The organism is Enterococcus sp. DIV1375a (assembly GCF_051712205.1).
GTDB lineage: Bacteria > Bacillota > Bacilli > Lactobacillales > Enterococcaceae > Enterococcus > Enterococcus faecalis.
In genome coordinates this window covers 598,699-616,019 of record NZ_JBIOOM010000001.1, presented here as the reverse complement: position 1 = coordinate 616,019, position 17,321 = coordinate 598,699, and the positions used below count along the sequence as shown (strand labels likewise).

Here is a 17,321-nt window from a genome sequence, read left to right as displayed (position 1 = left end):
TCCTTTATATAAAGAGGTCTGAACGCTTAGATATCAACGTCCAGATCCTACTTATCCTTATTTTATTCATCGTTCTTAATGGGTAAGCTATTATTTTGCTTCATACCATGTTTTTCCCCAACTGCTATCGGTGATAAGTGGCACATGTAAGGAAACTGCGTGCTCCATCACTTCTTTGACGAGTTGATTTAATTGTTCTAATTCTGATTCTGGTACTTCAAAAACTAATTCATCGTGCACTTGTAATAACATTGTCGCTTGTAATTTTTCTTCTTTTAAACGACGCGCCATTTCAATCATCGCAATTTTTAAAATATCTGCGGCACTTCCCTGAATCGGTGTATTAATCGCTGTACGTTCAGCGAACGAACGTAGATTAAAGTTTCTTGAATTAATATCACTTAAATAACGACGGCGATGATACAATGTTTCCACATAGCCTTTGTCTTTGGCATCGCGGACAATCTCTTCCATATACTGTTTCACGCCTGGATATTTTTCAAAATAGGTGTCAATATATTGTTGCGCTTGCTTTCTAGTAATGCCTAAGTTTTGGGACAAGCCATAATCACTGATACCATAGACAATTCCAAAATTCACCGCTTTAGCTTGACGACGCATGTTAGGTGTGACATCTTCTGCTTTTTCAACACCGAAAACTCGCATTGCAGTGCTGGCATGGATATCTTGCCCTTCCACAAACGCTTCTTTTAAATGCTCATCATTAGAAATATGCGCGAGCACACGTAACTCAATTTGAGAGTAATCAGAAGAGAAAATCAACCAATTATCCTCTCTTGGTACGAAGGCTTCTCTAATTTTTCGGCCTTCTTCTAAACGGATAGGAATGTTTTGTAAATTAGGATCTACTGAGCTTAATCGTCCTGTTTGTGTCAGTGTTTGTACATACCGAGTATGAATTTTATTATCTGGCTGAATTACTTTTAAGAGTCCTTCAACATAGGTCGATTGAATTTTGGCAATTTGACGATAAGTTAAAATATCGGCCACAATTGGTGCTTGTTCTTTTAGTTGTTCTAAAACATCTACCGCTGTTGAATAGCCAGTTTTCGTCTTTTTGATCACAGGTAAGCCCATTTTTTCAAATAAAATAACGCCTAATTGTTTAGGTGAATTCAAATTAAATTCTTCGCCAGCTTCTGCATAGATTTTTTCTTCGATTTCTTTCAAGCGTTCTGAAAATTCTACTTGCATTTCTTTTAAGCGCGTGGCATCAACACGGATACCAGTTATTTCCATATCGCCTAAAATACGAGAAAGTGGTAATTCCATTTTATAGAATAAATCAGCTTGATTTTTTTCTGTTAATTCGCTATCTAATTTGCTTGTTAAAAATTGAATTGCTTTAATCTTACGTGCTAAATGACCAAAGAAAACTTCTTCGTCCTCTGGCAAGCCTTTTTTGGCCCCTTTTCCATAAATGGCTTCATCAGATTGAATCGCATCATATCCGTAATGTTGTGCTACGCCTTCAATATCCGCGTTATTGTCATTGGTATCAAGTAAATAAGCAGCCAATAAAACATCAAAGGCAATCCCTGTCATTTTTCCTACATAGCGATTTAGTGCAACGTACGTCCGTTTTGCATCATAGACATTTTTTTTACGTGTCTCATCCATCAACCAATCGATAAATGGCTGACTTTCAAAAACAGCTAAATTATTCGTGGTATAAATCTTCTTGTCGTTGCCCCAAGCAAGGCCGACAATCGGTGACGTATGATAGTTATCTTCCATCATCTCAACATAAAGAGCCATATCGTCTGTAAACATTTCATTGGTTAACTGATCTTCAACTACTTCAAATAAAATATCTTCCATTTCAACAGGTTCTTCTGTAATGTCCAACTTAGCTAAAAATTGTTTAAAGTCCATTTCTTTATAAAAAGGAACCAATTTTTCTAAGTTTTTCCCTTCATATGCCAAGTCTTCCACATTGACTTCGACTGGTGCATTGACTTCAATTGTCGCTAAACGTTTAGAAAGAAAGGCTTGCTCTTTATCATTAATCAAGTTTTCTTTCATTTTGCTTTTTTTCATTTCATCGATATTCTCATAAACCCCTTCAACTGAGCCATATTGTTTTAACAGCTTAATCGCGGTTTTCTCACCGATTTTCGTTACACCTGGAATGTTATCCGACGTGTCGCCAGCCAACCCTTTCATATCAATAATTTGCTTAGGCGTTAACCCATCATATTTTTCAGCAATATGCTCAGGTGTATATGATTCAATATCGCTAACTCCTTTAACAGTGATATCTACTTTGACAGTGTCCGTCGCTAATTGTGTCAAATCTCGGTCCCCTGATAACACGACAACATCAAATTCATCTTTATCAACTTTGTTGGCTAATGTACCAATAATATCATCTGCTTCATAGTTAGGTAGTTCATAATATTTTACGCCTAAACCTTCTAAAAGTTCACGAATATACGGCATTTGTTCTTTAAATTCCCCCGGTGTTTTTGAACGTCCGGCTTTATATTCTGAATAAAATTCTGTTCTGAATGTGGTTTTCCCTGCATCAAAAGCGACTAAAACATGAGTAGGCATTTCTTTTTGCATTACATTTTCAAACATATTGTTAAACGCATAAATAGCATTTGTATGCAAGCCGTTCTTATTTTTGAATCGTTCTAATGAGTTATGTAGCGCAAAAAATGCACGAAAGGCTACACTGTTTCCATCAACGAGTAATAATTTTTTTTTGGTCATTTTTTTCCCCTCATCTTTAGCAAACTAGTTTCCTTTCTATTTTAACAAAAAACTACAGAATTTGCAGTAGACGGCGATTGCAGAATGAAAGAAAAAGGTATTTGACATAGTTCCTTAGTGACAACTATATCAAATACCAAAATCAATCAGCAATACACGTTGAATCTTCACAAGTATGAGAATCTTTTTACGGCAAAACATTTCCCGCTGCACGATAAATATCGTACCAATCTTCGCGACTAATCACAATGTCTGCTGCTTTAGCAATTTCTTCAATTCTACCAAGATTCATACTTCCTGCGATGACTTGCATATTAGCAGGGTGGCGCAGAATCCAGCTGCTGGCTAAGCCAGTTGGCGTTGTTTGATATTTTTCAGCCAATTCGCTTAATTTTTGATTTAACTCAGGGAATTTTTCATTTCCAATAAAGACACCTTCAAAATAACCATATTGGTACGGTGACCATGCTTGAATAGTCATTTGTTTCAAACGTGAATAATCTAAAATACCATGATCATAATCAATGCTTCCTGATATTTCCATATTTGTTTGTAAGCCTTGATCCACCATGCCAGTATGCTTGATGCCAAATTGTAATTGATTGGCTAATAACGGTTGTTTAACAGCTGTTTTTAAAAGTTCAATTTGTCCTGGCGTTTGGTTACTTACACCAAAATAGCGAACTTTCCCTTGTTTTTCTAATAAATGAAAAGCTTCAGCTACTTCTTCTGGTTCCACTAAAGTATCTGGACGATGCAACAATAATGCATCGACTGAATCTACACCTAAACGCTGTAAACTCCCTTCGACCGCTTCTAAAATATGTGCTTTTGAAAAGTCAAAAAAGCCCTGACGAATCCCACATTTCGTTTGTATAAAAATATCTTCACGACGAATGGTACTTTCTTTTAAGGCCTTACCAAAAATGGTTTCGCAGTCGCCGCCACCATAAATGTCGGCGTGATCAAAAAATGTAATGCCATGATCATAAGCAGTTTCAATTACCTGTTGAGGATTTTCAGCACCATTTAAGCGCATACATCCTAAGATAACCGAAGAAACTGTTTCGTCACTTGTACCAAATTGCAGTTGTTTCATTTTAATATCCTCCTCATCCATTCCTCTTACTTCTTCATTTTAACACTATTTAGACAAAATTGGACTTCTTACGATAGATTCGCTTCGACTTTTTCAAAAAAAGCAGGAGATAATTCCTCTGGCAAATAAACAACTGTCTCAGAAGAAAGCGCTACGTTCATCTGAAACAAATGATTGACAATTAAGAGGTGTGCTTGGTGAAGTTGATACGCTGGTTTTCCATGAATAATTGTAATATTCTTTTTTTCACTGAAATAGCTTTTTATAGATTGCCCCAACGCTTGTTCCTTTTCTGGAGGAAAGTCCGTCAATAGGCAAATAATATATTTTTTTTCATATAAAATCGGGTCAAATAAATCTAGGATGTGATAAAAATAGCAACTCGTCAATTCCCTTTCTTTTACTGAAGTAAAGACTGGATACAGGCGTTTTAAAAGCCTAATTAGTTTCTGTAATCTGTGCCAAGTTTGATGATAACGTACAGCGAGTGTTTGTTCCTGTTTATGAGCTGGCAACCATGCTTGTCCGTCTAATAAACTATTCATATGCGTACTTAAAAATCGACATAAATGAATTTCTTGATAATTAAAATGATGTTGTGTAAAATTTCTCCTAATTTCTTTCATAATAAAAATAGCTGTTTTTAAGCATAAACTTTCTATTTTCATTTGCTCATGAATAAAATACTTTCGCGCTCTCTTGCCAAAACAACCACCAAAATGTGCTTCAAGAATCACAAATAACGCTTTTTGTTCTTTAAGAGACATAAAAGAAGTGCTCAACACTTCCACACGAAATAAATAAAAAAAAGCACTTGTTTGTTGAAATAAATTAGCATTTGGCACTGAAATTTCATGCCCGCCTCTATATCGTTTCTCCCAAATATAAATTAGCCAACTAAGATGATTCTGTTGTGCTACATTTAAATCCAACTCAAAAAAGGTAATGATTTTCCGAGTCATTTCTCTGTTTTCTTCTAGACAGCTTTCTTGAAAAAACAAATAAAAACAAAGGATTAACTGTCGAATTTGCCATTCATTGCCAGTTAAATCGTAATGTTTTTGACGTACAATAATATCAAAATTAACTAGCCAACGTCGAATATTAGAAAGTTTCTTCCGAAGAGTTGATTCCTGTAATCCCAATACCTGGGTCAATTGCGCATAATTGATTCGCTCTTCAATTAGACAACGTAAAATATAAAATTCGGGAATAAAATAACAAAATTTTTGTCTAAACCGAGCCAAGCCACAAACGCATAATTCACGATATTTTACAATTCCTTTGGTCGTTGTATAAATCTTACAAAGCCCTTCTATCTTAAACGTTTCCTGCTTTTTTTCAAAACGTTGAATGTAACAATGGATGGTTTTGTCGCTCACCTTTAGTTTTTCTGCAGCCATCAAAACAGAAAATGTCTGCTCTTGTTGCAGTAAATCCAACAATTCCAACATATTTTTATGTTCAAAAGACAATAATTCCTTGAAATCCATATATCGTCCCCTTTCACTCCCTTGTTATAAGAATACGTCAAATAAGGCAAAATTTTTTTTAAGAAGAAAAAAATAGAGAACAAAAAGTATTGATTACTTTCCGCTCTCTACAATTATATCGAATTATTTTTTTGAAATATGCAGTGTCATAGCATTTGCTGCTACAATAATTGTACTTAATGACATCAAGACAGCACCTACAGCTGGATTTAAAACAATCCCAATTGGTGCAAGAACCCCAGCCGCTAAAGGAATGGCGACAATATTGTACCCAGCTCCCCACCAAAGATTTTGGATCATTTTACGTCGTGTTTGTTTGGCTAAATCTAAGAACCTTAAAATATCTTTAGGATCACTATCCGTCAGTACAACATCTGCCGAATCAATTGCTACATCTGTACCAGCGCCTATCGCAATACCGATTGAAGCACGGGCTAAACTTGGTGCATCGTTAATACCGTCTCCTACCATCATGACCTGATGTCCCTCAGTAAGATATTGTTGCACAATTTTTTCTTTATCTTCTGGTAAGAGCTCTGCGTAGTATTCCTTCATTCCTAAATAATTAGCAACTGCACTGGCGGCTGTTTGATTATCCCCTGTTAACATGACTGGCGTAATTCCTTGCGCTTGTAACTCTGCAATAAATGTTTTAGCTTCTGGTTTGACTTTATCTCCTAAAGCAAGCAGTGCGACTAATTGACCAGCGATGATTAAATAGCTCAAGGTATTTCCTTGCTCTTGATAGTTTGTTTTAATTGTTTCATCGAAGGTTAACTGTAACCGTGCAACTTCTTTTTCATTGACTATTTTGACTTCTTGGTTTTGAACAGTAGCAACCAGTCCTACGCCTGATAAAGCTTGCAGATTATGGGCTTCATAAGGTTGAACGGCTTGTTTATTTAAATAGTTCATGATCCCAATTGCCAACGGATGATTTGCATTTTTTTCCAATGCCCCAATATATTTAAGTGCTTCTTCTCTAGTAAACTGCTTACTCATTAATTCTAAGCCAGTAACTGTAAATTGTCCTTCTGTTAAAGTACCAGTTTTATCCAGCAACACATATTCAACCTTATTGGCTTGTTCTAATGCATTCCGATTTTTTAAAAGTAAGCCATTTTTAGCAGCAATGGAGGTACTTCTAGCAATCACTAAAGGAATTGCTAAGCCTAACGCATGGGGACAGGCAATAATAAAAACTGTAACCATTCGTTCAAATGCTAGAGACAAATCTTTCGTTACGAGTAACCAACCGATAAATGCTAACACACCTACGAATAAGGCAATATAGAATAACCACTTGGCTACACGGTCTGAAATGGATTCTAGTTTTGATTTTTCCGATTGCGCTTGTTTAACCATCTCCATAACTTTTGACAGGTAACTATTTTCACCCGTGCCAGTTACTGAAATTTCAATCATTCCGTTGCCATTGACAGCTCCACCAATCACGGAGTCGCCAATGTTTTTTTCTACTGTTTTTGATTCCCCTGTAACCATCGATTCGTCGACTGTTGTGCTTCCTTTCAAAATTTTACCATCTGTCGGAATTTTATCTCCCGAACGAACAATCAAGCGATCGCCTTCTTGGACATCTTGCAAAGGAATTTCTTCTTCCCCATGTTCAGTCATTCGCTTGACTGTGTCAGGCAACAGTTCAGCCATTTTTTTCAAGGCATCACCAGCATTAGAAATAGCATTCATTTCAATCCAATGGCCTAAAAGCATAATAACAATCAGAGTGGCTAATTCCCAGAAAAAGTCCATCACGTGGGCCTGATTCGTAAAATGATTCATGTAAAACGCATATAAGCTGTAAAAATATGATACCGAAATCCCCATCGCAATTAACGTCATCATTGCTGGACTCTTTTGCTGTAATTCCATTTTAGCGCCACTTAAAAATGGTTGTCCACCATAAAAAAATAGCACAGTTGCTAAAATTAAGACCAACCAATCAGAACCTGGAAAAGTAAATTGAAAAGGTAATTGAAAACCCATCATTGGTGAAAGAACAATAATCGGAATAGCTAAAATCAATGACAGCCAGAATTTTTGTTTAAAATTCCCCATGTGCATTGAATGGTCCATTCCCTTCATTCCTTCATGTTGGTGTGACATAGCCATTTGTTCATGCGCCATGTCATGATTCATGTGATTCATTTTATCGTGGGACACTGTTGGCTGTTTTTCCTGATGTTGTTCATGATTATGTTTTGCTGACATATGATCCCTTCTCTTCTTAAGTATTTTCATCTTAAGCATAGCACAAGATGAAAATTGTTAGAAATAATTACTTTTTTTAGTTTAGAAAAAAAAGAGCCGAATTTTGCGTATGTATATTTTAAGAACACCTTATCCTCATATTTATTACAAAAGGAGTGTTTCAATGAAAATTACTACAAAGCAAGTCGGGGCACGCATGCGTGACGCTCGAAAAAAGAAGAAGTACACTTTACGTTATTTAGCCAATAAAATTGGTTTATCTAGTGGAAGTACAATTAGTAACTGGGAACTAGGTTTGAATTTACCCAATAAACGATACTTAAAAAAAATCGCTAAAGCCTGCGATACAACAGTAGATTGGCTACTTTATGGTGATTTCGATCGATTTGTGCGCCAGCTATTAAAAGAAAATTTTCAAAATAAACAACTGCTAAAACCACCTTTTTTTACTCAGTTGATGGGACGTTTATCTGAAGAACAGCTATCCTATCACGATTCCTTAAAAATTATGATTCAAGCGCAAAAGTTACAGCAGTCCTTTTATGCTTTTCCGTTAACAGTAGAAGCCCCCTCTCATTCCCAAGAGAGTATTTCTATTTATGAACCAACAACTGCAGAAGAACAGTCTGACCAATCTTATTATCAACCGTTTATTTTGTCAGAACTCCATGAATTATTTACACATTCTCAAAATCCAGAATTGGATTATTCTCTGATTATCGCTTTTCTTCCTTTGTTAAAAGTAGATCAATTAACTGAACCACAAAAAGAAGTCTTACTGGCCATCTTTAAGCGGATGAATTCCTTTAAAGACCAAACGCTTTTAAATGAATTCTTTGTGGAATTACAGTATTTACTCTGATTCTACAAAAAAGATTGAGCCATGTATCTCAAGGACTTAGGCTCAATCTTTTAGTTAAATTTCTTCTATTTATGAACGATTCTTTCGTTCGACTAAGTGCGTTTTCCGTTGTGGGCCAATGATTAAAGGAACGGATTCATATTTGACTTCACTGTATTCCAAGCCAAACCAACTTTCAGGAGAGGTAGTTAAGTTTTTGATAGCTAATTTTGCCTGCATAATTTGTCGATCCCATTTTTTCAGTTCAGAAACGTTAGATAATTCTTCTTGAATTAATACAAATTGGAAATCGCCAACTTCTCTCCCTGGCGTTAATGAATAACGTTGTGGCTGTTTTGGCAAGCGCCCTGTTTTCATCAAGTCATGAACAATTTGTCTTAAATATACATTCACTTCTTGAGAAATATGGAAGCCTAAATATAGCTGAACTTGCACAATAAAATCAGTTCCTAGCATGTCAACAGAATACTCTTGAGTAAAGGGTTCATCTGTTACCTGAACATTAACAAACCAATAAACATTCGCTCGTTTTGGTTGTTTGTCTAAAATCGAATAAATAATATTACGATTAATTTCGCCGTCCACTCGATCAGAGGTTAAAAAGACCACGTTGGTTTGATACATAGGTACAGATGTATCTTCTTTCAAAGCTTTAAGTTGTGGTACATATTTTTCCAACGACACTTGTTCCGCCGTTGCTTCTTTAATCTCGTTGCCGCGTTCCCAAATAATCATGATGCATAACAAGAAGACTGCCATTCCCACAGCAACATATCCACCATGGAAAAACTTCGCAGCACTTGAAAAGAAAAAGACAACTTCAATGGCAGCAAAGAACAAGGAAATTAGATACGCAGACCAAGCTGGAATTTTATCCAAAAGATAAAACAACAATAAAATGGTTGTCATTAACATCGTAATCGTAATCGATAGACCATACGCAGCTTCCATGTGTGTCGATGTTCTAAAAGCCAGCACGATTGCTGAACAAGCTAACCACAAAATTAAATTTACTGCTGGAATATACATTTGACCGATATTGCTCCCAGGATAAATAATTTTAAGTCTTGGTAATAACTTCAATTTAATCGCTTCAGAAACTAAAGTATACGAACCTGATATTAACGCTTGCGAAGCAATCACTGCGGCGATTGTTGCAAAAACAACGCCAAATACGAGAATACCTCGTGGAATCATTTGGAAAAATGGGTTAATTTCAGCTAATGCCTGCATTTCAGGGTTTTCTTTGACCGTTAACAACCACGCAGCTTGCCCTAAATAATTAAGAATCAAACAAATCTTAATATACGGCCAGCTAATGCGGATATTCATTTTTCCTACATGCCCTAAATCAGAATATAAAGCTTCAGCACCAGTTGTAGCCAAGAAAATATTCCCTAAAATAAATAGACCTAATTTATTTTCTGGACTGACTAGTAATTGCAAAGCATAATATGGATTTAATGCACGAATAACCGTCCAATCTTGGCTAAAATTCATTAAACCAATGATGCCTAAAAAAGTAAACCACAAGAACATAATCGGCCCAAAAGCTTTCCCGACCAATTCTGTTCCAAATCGTTGAACAGAAAAAAGAATTAAAATAATCGTCAACGTAATAACCACTATAATCGTTTGGTCATTGCCAAAACGTTCAAAAAATGCCGGAATTCCCCGTAAGCCTTCAATCGCTGTCGTCACTGTCACAGCTGGGGTCAAAACGCCATCAGCCAGTAAAGCGGCGCCGCCAATCATTGCGGGAATAATCAAATACTTACTTTTTTTTCGAACCAATGTATAAAGAGAGAAAATCCCACCTTCTCCATGGTTATCAGCATTTAAAGCAATAACAACATATTTAATCGTGGTTAAGATAGTCAATGTCCAAAAAATTAATGAGACCGAACCTAAAATAAACGATTCAGAAACCCGTGCCAAGCCACCATTATCTCCTACAATGGCTTTCATTACATATAAAGGGCTCGTTCCAATATCTCCATAGACAACGCCCATGGCAACTAAGATCCCTGCCATCGTAAATTTCCGACGATCAAACCCCTCTGCTTTGTGTAACACAATACTTTCCTCCTACAAAAGAAATGACTTCGTTTAGTTTAACCAACAGCTCCATAAAAACTTTTAAAACTCTTTATTATATAACGTTTTATATATCTTTTTCATTAGTCAAAAAGCGCTTTTTGACTAACGATGCTACTCACTATAATACGTTTTAAATCGTTTAGCAAGTCTTTTTATTAGAGAATGTTCATCTTAGATAAGAAACCCACCTATTTTGAAAAAAGGAAAATCAAAAATAAGTGGGGCAGCAGTCGAAACGACTGCTGCCCCACTTGCTAACTATTAAGATAATTCCCTGAACAAAAGTAGCTCCTTTTATTCCTGTTAAATTTAAATCACTTCTTCTTCCTCTTCGACTTCAGAGAAATGGAACTTAATCATTTCATTGACGAAAATTGGCACAAAAGATAGGAAAATTGCTAACATCCAATGATTTAAACTAATATGCACTAATCCAAATAGTTCTTGTGTGAATGGTAATAAAGCAATGGTTGTGGTAATTAGTAATGCTAAAACGACCATTTCAAAGAGGGACTTGTTGCTTGATAATTTTACACGGAAAACAGAGTTCGCACTACGAACATTAAAGACATGTAAGATAGAGGAATAAGCTAAGATTAAAAATGCCACTGTTTGTCCAACTTCATAGCTGTTTGAAACATAGGCTGAAACACCTGGTACAAAGGCACCTAGGTAAAAACCAAACAAAGTAATGACTGTGAACACTGCTGCATTAATCCCAATCTTTTGCCATAAGCCTCGTGCAAAAATCCCTTCGTTTTTAGGGATTGGTGCCTCATCCATAATTCCTTTTTCCGCTGGTTCTTTCCCTAATGCAAAACCAGGTAACCCATCTGCGACCACGTTAACAAACAACAGTTGAACTGCAGTAAATGGCGCACCCCAACCAAGTAACATGGCAATTAAAACAATAAAAATCTCAGAAATATTACAGCTTAATAAGAAGTTAATGGCTTTACGAATATTTCGGTACACGGCACGTCCTTGCGCCACTGCATCAACAATAGTTGCAAAGTTATCGTCCGTCAAAATCATATCTGAAGCGCCTTGGGCCACATCTGTTCCAGTAATCCCCATTGCGCAACCGACATCACTAGCTTTCAAGGCTGGCGCATCATTCACTCCATCTCCGGTCATTGCTACAACAGCGCCAGAACGTTGCCATGATTGAACAATTCGAATTTTATCTTCAGGGGTTACACGTGCATAAACGGATAAATCTTTAACCCGTTTATCTAATTCTTCATCACTCATTTTTTTCAGTTCTGAACCAGATAAGGCTTCACTTTTATCTTTTAAAATTCCTAATTCTTTAGCAATTGCACTGGCTGTTACCACGTGATCACCAGTAATCATCACTGTTTTAATTCCAGCTTTTTTCGCACGAGCAATGGCGCCCTTACTTTCTGGACGTGGTGGATCAATCATGCCAATTAAGCCTAACAAGCGAAGATTTTTTTCTAAAGCCTCTGATGTAATTTCCTTGGGTGGTTCATCATATACGGCATAACCGACAGCAATAACTCGTAACGCTCGTTTTCCGAAACGATCATTAACAATAGCCGCTTGATCGACATCTCCGAAACCAAAACGTGGTAGTAACACATCAAAGGCTCCTTTAGTAATTGAGATGTACTTTTTCCCCCATTGATGGACCGTAGTCATCATTTTTCGTTCTGAATCAAAGGGAATTTCACCAATACGAGGATATTTTTCTTCAAGTTCTTCTTTCGTATGATAATTTTCTTCGACAGCACGAACAATTGCCGCTTCTGTCGGATTCCCTGTAACAGTTAGTTCATCGCCTTCTTTTTCCACAATGACATCTGTACATAAAGCAGCCATTTTCAGTACTTCCATGGCTTCATCGGTCATGGCATCTTCCGTGTCCGTTACTTCATCACCACGATGCCATACTCGGCGGACGCGCATTTTATTTTGTGTCAGTGTTCCTGTCTTATCAGAACAGATAACATTCGCAGTTCCTAGCGTTTCTACTGCTGGCAATCGACGAATAATCGCATGTTTCTTAGCCATTTTTTGAACACCATATGCTAAGGTTAACGTTACAATCACGGTTAGTGTTTCTGGTACAGCTGCCACCGCTAAGGAAACGGCTGTCATAAACATTTCAAGAAGCGGTTCTCCTTGCAGTTCACCAATAATGAAAACAATTGCTGCAGCCCCTAAGGCTAACAAACTAATACGTTTGCCTAATTGATTCAAGCGTTTTTGTAATGGTGTTTTTTGCTGATCGCTGTTATTCAGTAACCCAGCAATTTTACCCATTTCTGTATTCATTCCTGTTGCAGTTACTACTGCTCGTCCGCGGCCATTCACAACGGTACTGCCTTTGAAAATCATATTTATTTGATCTCCTAAGCCATCATCGTCATGCCCCACGTATGTAGGATCTTTTTCAACAGGTTCACTTTCACCTGTTAGTGCTGACTCTTCTACGCGCATTTGAGAAGCTTGAATAAGTCGTGCATCGGCTGTAATCATTGAACCAGCTTCAAGAACTAGAACATCTCCTACTACTAGTTCTTCAGCATCGACTTCGATTACCTTGCCATCTCGTAAGACTGCACTACTTTGCTTGTTCATGTCTTGTAAAGCCGCCAGAGATTTTTCAGCATTTCCTTCTTGAACAATGGCTAAAACAGCATTGATAATCACAATTGCAATAATTAAGATTCCTTCAAAATATTCGCCATGTTCTGTTACGATTGCTGTATAAAACGAAATTGCCGCAGCAACTAATAAAATAATCGTTGTAAAATCAGATAAACTGTGAATAAATTTCTTTAACACAGAATCCTTCTTAGCCTCTTCAAATTGATTGCGGCCATTTTCTTTCAGCCGTTGTTGGGCCTCTTGTTGTGTTAAACCAGTTTCAGTATTGACTGCAACTTCTTTTGTGACAGTATCGACAGTTTGCTTGTAAGCTTCCATCCTATTCCCCCTCTAATTTTTTCTTCCTATATAATAGTGTCTCTATTAAATATAACATGATTTTTTTTGAACACGCAACTTTTTTCATCTTTGGCTTAGCGTTCTCTCATATGTCCAGAAAAAACTGGTATTTTCGTTGTTGCTACAGCAATGTTTCTATTTGATTATGGGAATTTTATGAAAAAAGAAACGAATTCAGCCAAAAAGCAATGGACATTTTTTTCATTTTGTCTGATAAAAAATAGTTTATTTCTATATATTCAACACAAAAACAACAAAAAATACAATGTTATTTAGTTCGCACAATTATTTATTTTACATGTTATAAAATAACCAGAAAAATATTATATTTAATCTTATTAATAAGTGTTATAACTTGCAAACGCTTCCAAAAAGTGCTATTCTTTAAGTGTAAGGAGGACATGCAAATCAATTGGTTGAAGATTTTCTCAGTAGATAAAAATCGGTAAACTCAAAGTTGTTAGAATTGCAAGATTCACCTGTAAACAATACGTGTAGAGTAATTGTTAGTGATAACTCGTATCGGAAAATAGGGAAAGGTTATAGAAGGATGGAGTTTCTATAAAGCATTTACCCTATCTGTTATCACCTAACGCAAGTTATCCACCATCCAAGCGTCGAAACTGTATGAAAACAAGGTTTTAGTTTCACCACATCACGTTCACCTTTTGCTTTACATGTATCGCGAAATGTAAACACTTATTCAACCAATTGATGTCTTCCCGTTAACAAGGCCGAGCTTAAATTTAAGCTCGGTTTTTTCTTTTAGACAATAAAATATATTTGTATCAAATAATCATATGTGTTATATTCAAGGTGCACATTCTATTTTATCTTCTTTTAAAGGAGGGAATGCTATGCGAAAAAAGAAAAAATCTTCGTTTGAAAGTTCAATTCATGTTTATCGTGCTATGGCTCGTATGACCCAGCAAGATTTGGCCAATCGAGTCGGTGTCTCTCGACAAACAATTATTCAACTGGAACGAAACAAGTACAATCCTTCATTACTTCTTGCGCATGACATCGCGAACGTCTTTGGCGTAACCATTGATGATGTGTTCACCTTCAAAGAAACACTGAATGACGATGTAGAACAAGAAGCCTAAACAGTATAAGCTGTACTTAACAAGACAATTTTTCTGATTGTACTTGGAGTTGCCGAGGTACAACTTAGTACCGGCAATACGAAGAAAGCACTTCTTCGTATTGTTGTTTCAATAATTAATCTTTTCTTACATAAAAAAAGAACGGCGCAACCGTGGTTGCGCCGTTCTTTTTATTCTAAGATTGTCTACTAAGCACTTTTGTCCTAGTAGCGTTTTGGTTTCTAACTTTATTATTTACAGGGGAAGAAAAAATAAAGCACACCTTTACTGTGATTCCAAAAATCACGTGTTTATCATAATATATTTTTGTTTCAATCCCAAGTATTCTGCTCACAAAGTGTCGTTTATTTAATAAACATTGCATCGCCAAAACTAAAGAAACGATATTTTTCCTCAATAGCATGTTGGTAAGCAGCCAATGTTAAGTCTTTTCCTGCAAAGGCACTCACAAGCATCACTAACGTAGATTTTGGTAAATGGAAGTTCGTTGAAAAAGCCTCTACGACTTTAAATTGATACCCTGGTGTGATAAAAATATCGGTCCAGCCACTGTCAGCCTGAATTTCACCATTAAATTTTGTGCCAATTGTTTCCAACGTACGAATAGAAGTTGTTCCAACCGCAACAATCCGACCGCCTGCTTGGCGTACTTCATTTAATTGCTTAGCCGCTTCTTCAGTTAAACGATAGAATTCGCTATGCATATGATGTTCTTCTATATTATCAACGCTCACGGGACGGAATGTTCCTAAACCGACATGTAAAGTTAAATAAACGAGATGAACACCTTTTGCTTTGATCTCTTCTAATAGTTCTTTTGTAAAATGCAAACCCGCTGTTGGTGCTGCAGCTGAACCATTTTCTTCAGCATAAACCGTTTGATAACGATCTGGGTCATCTAGACGTTCTTTGATATATGGCGGCAATGGCATTTCTCCTAACGATTCTAAAATTTCTAAGAAAATACCATCATATTTAAATTCAATGATTCGACCACCATGTTCCAACTCTTCTTTAACCACCGCTTTTAGGCGACCATCGCCAAATTGAATTTCCGTGCCGACTTTTGCACGTTTCGCGGGTTTAATCAAGGTTTCCCATGTATCGCCTTCTGTATTTGTTAAAAGTAAAACTTCCAAATGACCGCCTGTTTCAGGTTTTTCTCCATATAAACGGGCCGGCAGTACCCGTGTATTATTCATGACTAATGCATCCCCAGGCTGTAATTCATCAAGAATATCATGGAAATGTTTATCCTCCATGTCCCCTGTTTCTTTATTTACAACTAATAATCGTGAACTAGCGCGATCTTTTAGTGGGGTTTGAGCAATTAATTCTTCTGGTAAATCAAAATCAAAATCTTCTGTACTTAGCATTTCCGTCACTCTTTCTACTAGTTTTTATCTTGGTTATTCTAACACTTTTTCTTGTTTCTGGCTATGTCAGCCTTCTGAATCAAACTAAATAGTTGTCAAAAAATGTCAGAAGCACTATACTTACTTTAAGTAAGTATACATAGTTATTTAGAGGAGGAACTCAAAATGCATGCTCAATTTCATCATGTTTCACTATTAGCGCGTCATGGTCAAGAAAACCAATCATTCTATACAAAATTGTTAGGCTTACGTTTTGTCAAAAATACCGTAAATCAAGACAACAATCGCATGCCTCATTATTTTTATGGCGATTATCAAGGCACACCGGGAAGCTTAGTAACTTTTTTTATCGTGCCCTTATTAGGCAACCGCTATGAAGAAAAAAATTATTTAGCCACGATTGGCTTAAAAATTCCCCAAAACAGCCTTTCCTTTTGGGAACAACGTTTAACAGAAAACAAAATTCCATTTAACAAAAAAGAAAAGAGCCTCCATTTCAGTGATCCAGATGATACGCATATTATCCTGACAGAAGTTCCTGAAAATCCATTAAAAGAAACACTCGTTGTTTCTAACGACATTCCAGCAGCGGTTCAAATTATCGGTTTGGCCTCTACTGAATTTCATGTGCCAGATTCTGAAAAAACCTTGGCCTTTTTTGAAACATTTCTTGGTTGGCAAGCAGTTGGCAATACGATTATTTTAAGTGAGACGGAAAGCTTTTCTGTTCATCAAACAACGTCGGATAAAACAAGCCGAATGGGGCGTGGCAGTATGGATCATATTGCTTTTTCTGTGGCTGATGATGAAGCATTACAAGAACTACACACGCGCGCTTTAGCACAAGGTTGGGAAATTGAAATGTATGTAAGTCGTGGATATTTTAAAAGTTTATACATTCGTGAACCAGGCGGGAATCGGGTTGAATTTGCTACTTTAACTCCTGGTTTTACATTGGATGAGCCTCTGGAACATTTAGGGGAAACATTGGCTTTACCGCCTTTTTTAGAACCAAAACGGACTGCAATTGAAGCCAACCTCTACAAAGACATGTAACCAACGCTTTAGAAAACAACGGAAGACGGACGTAATAATCGGTGACAAAATTACGTCCGTCTCTCTTCCCCTATGTTTGAATGTTTGAACAAGAGAATAAAAAATGACCTTCAGATTTTTCTGAACGTCATTGCACATTCCATAAAAAGCATCCTTCGTTCTTCCACTTCTTACTTCTTAAAAAAACTGGTAATTTTTTCAAAAATTCAGTAAAATAAAAGTGATCAATGGTTTCCATTGATTGAACGGGCAACTTGATGGTCCACTTGCACAGGTGACTATTCA

General features: G+C 36.6%; 10 protein-coding genes. 3 read left to right on the top strand and 7 right to left on the bottom strand.

What is annotated here, in order from left to right:
- Positions 1 to 90: 90 nt before the first annotated feature.
- From polA to IGJ63_RS02975, 4 genes are all read right to left on the bottom strand, one after another.
- On the bottom strand, positions 91 to 2,739 hold the full coding sequence (polA, locus tag IGJ63_RS02990) for a DNA polymerase I (RefSeq protein ID WP_002361339.1): 2,649 nt from the start codon (positions 2,737 to 2,739) through the stop codon (positions 91 to 93).
- 187 nt (positions 2,740 to 2,926) lie between these two features.
- The gene (locus IGJ63_RS02985; RefSeq protein ID WP_002355754.1) at positions 2,927 to 3,838 is read right to left on the bottom strand and encodes an aldo/keto reductase; all 912 of its coding nucleotides are present in this window, start codon (positions 3,836 to 3,838) and stop codon (positions 2,927 to 2,929) included.
- A 68-nt stretch (positions 3,839 to 3,906) separates the two neighbouring features.
- Positions 3,907 to 5,331, bottom strand: coding sequence for a helix-turn-helix domain-containing protein (locus tag IGJ63_RS02980; RefSeq protein WP_284955314.1), 1,425 nt, complete (start codon positions 5,329 to 5,331; stop codon positions 3,907 to 3,909).
- Between the two features lie 123 nt (positions 5,332 to 5,454).
- A complete protein-coding gene (locus IGJ63_RS02975) occupies positions 5,455 to 7,599 on the bottom strand; it encodes a heavy metal translocating P-type ATPase (protein WP_016618008.1) in 2,145 nt (714 codons plus the stop codon).
- Between the two features lie 124 nt (positions 7,600 to 7,723).
- Here IGJ63_RS02975 and IGJ63_RS02970 point away from each other — a divergent pair, with 124 nt between their 5' ends.
- On the top strand, positions 7,724 to 8,422 hold the full coding sequence (locus tag IGJ63_RS02970) for a helix-turn-helix domain-containing protein (RefSeq protein WP_131639275.1): 699 nt from the start codon (positions 7,724 to 7,726) through the stop codon (positions 8,420 to 8,422).
- Between the two features lie 69 nt (positions 8,423 to 8,491).
- On the opposite strand, the gene IGJ63_RS02965 is transcribed toward IGJ63_RS02970, so the two are convergent.
- Positions 8,492 to 10,498, bottom strand: coding sequence for a KUP/HAK/KT family potassium transporter (locus IGJ63_RS02965; RefSeq protein WP_002381294.1), 2,007 nt, complete (start codon positions 10,496 to 10,498; stop codon positions 8,492 to 8,494).
- A 333-nt stretch (positions 10,499 to 10,831) separates the two neighbouring features.
- Entirely contained in the window at positions 10,832 to 13,477 is a 2,646-nt protein-coding gene (locus IGJ63_RS02960; protein ID WP_438745918.1) for a calcium-translocating P-type ATPase, PMCA-type, read from the bottom strand.
- Between the two features lie 821 nt (positions 13,478 to 14,298).
- On the opposite strand from IGJ63_RS02960, the gene IGJ63_RS02955 reads away from it, so the two are divergent.
- Positions 14,299 to 14,604, top strand: a complete 306-nt coding sequence (locus IGJ63_RS02955; RefSeq protein WP_002355748.1) for a helix-turn-helix transcriptional regulator — start codon at positions 14,299 to 14,301, stop codon at positions 14,602 to 14,604.
- 344 nt (positions 14,605 to 14,948) lie between these two features.
- On the opposite strand, the gene queA is transcribed toward IGJ63_RS02955, so the two are convergent.
- A complete protein-coding gene (queA, locus tag IGJ63_RS02950) occupies positions 14,949 to 15,980 on the bottom strand; it encodes a tRNA preQ1(34) S-adenosylmethionine ribosyltransferase-isomerase QueA (protein WP_002355747.1) in 1,032 nt (343 codons plus the stop codon).
- Positions 15,981 to 16,145: 165 nt separating this feature from the next.
- Between queA and IGJ63_RS02945 the strand changes: the two genes are divergently transcribed.
- On the top strand, positions 16,146 to 17,036 hold the full coding sequence (locus tag IGJ63_RS02945) for a ring-cleaving dioxygenase (protein WP_002355746.1): 891 nt from the start codon (positions 16,146 to 16,148) through the stop codon (positions 17,034 to 17,036).
- Positions 17,037 to 17,321 lie beyond the last annotated feature (285 nt).

Excerpts from the sequence above, each read along its gene's own strand:
- IGJ63_RS02970 (WP_131639275.1), top strand. The coding sequence starts at position 7,724 with ATGAAAATTACTACAAAGCAAGTCGGGGCACGCATGCGTGACGCTCGA.
- IGJ63_RS02975 (WP_016618008.1), bottom strand. The coding sequence starts at position 7,599 with ATGCTTAAGATGAAAATACTTAAGAAGAGAAGGGATCATATGTCAGCA.
- IGJ63_RS02985 (WP_002355754.1), bottom strand. The coding sequence starts at position 3,838 with ATGAAACAACTGCAATTTGGTACAAGTGACGAAACAGTTTCTTCGGTT.
- IGJ63_RS02960 (WP_438745918.1), bottom strand. The coding sequence starts at position 13,477 with ATGGAAGCTTACAAGCAAACTGTCGATACTGTCACAAAAGAAGTTGCA.
- polA (WP_002361339.1), bottom strand. The coding sequence starts at position 2,739 with ATGACCAAAAAAAAATTATTACTCGTTGATGGAAACAGTGTAGCCTTT.
- IGJ63_RS02980 (WP_284955314.1), bottom strand. The coding sequence starts at position 5,331 with ATGGATTTCAAGGAATTATTGTCTTTTGAACATAAAAATATGTTGGAA.
- IGJ63_RS02945 (WP_002355746.1), top strand. The coding sequence starts at position 16,146 with ATGCATGCTCAATTTCATCATGTTTCACTATTAGCGCGTCATGGTCAA.
- IGJ63_RS02955 (WP_002355748.1), top strand. The coding sequence starts at position 14,299 with ATGTGTTATATTCAAGGTGCACATTCTATTTTATCTTCTTTTAAAGGA.
- queA (WP_002355747.1), bottom strand. The coding sequence starts at position 15,980 with ATGCTAAGTACAGAAGATTTTGATTTTGATTTACCAGAAGAATTAATT.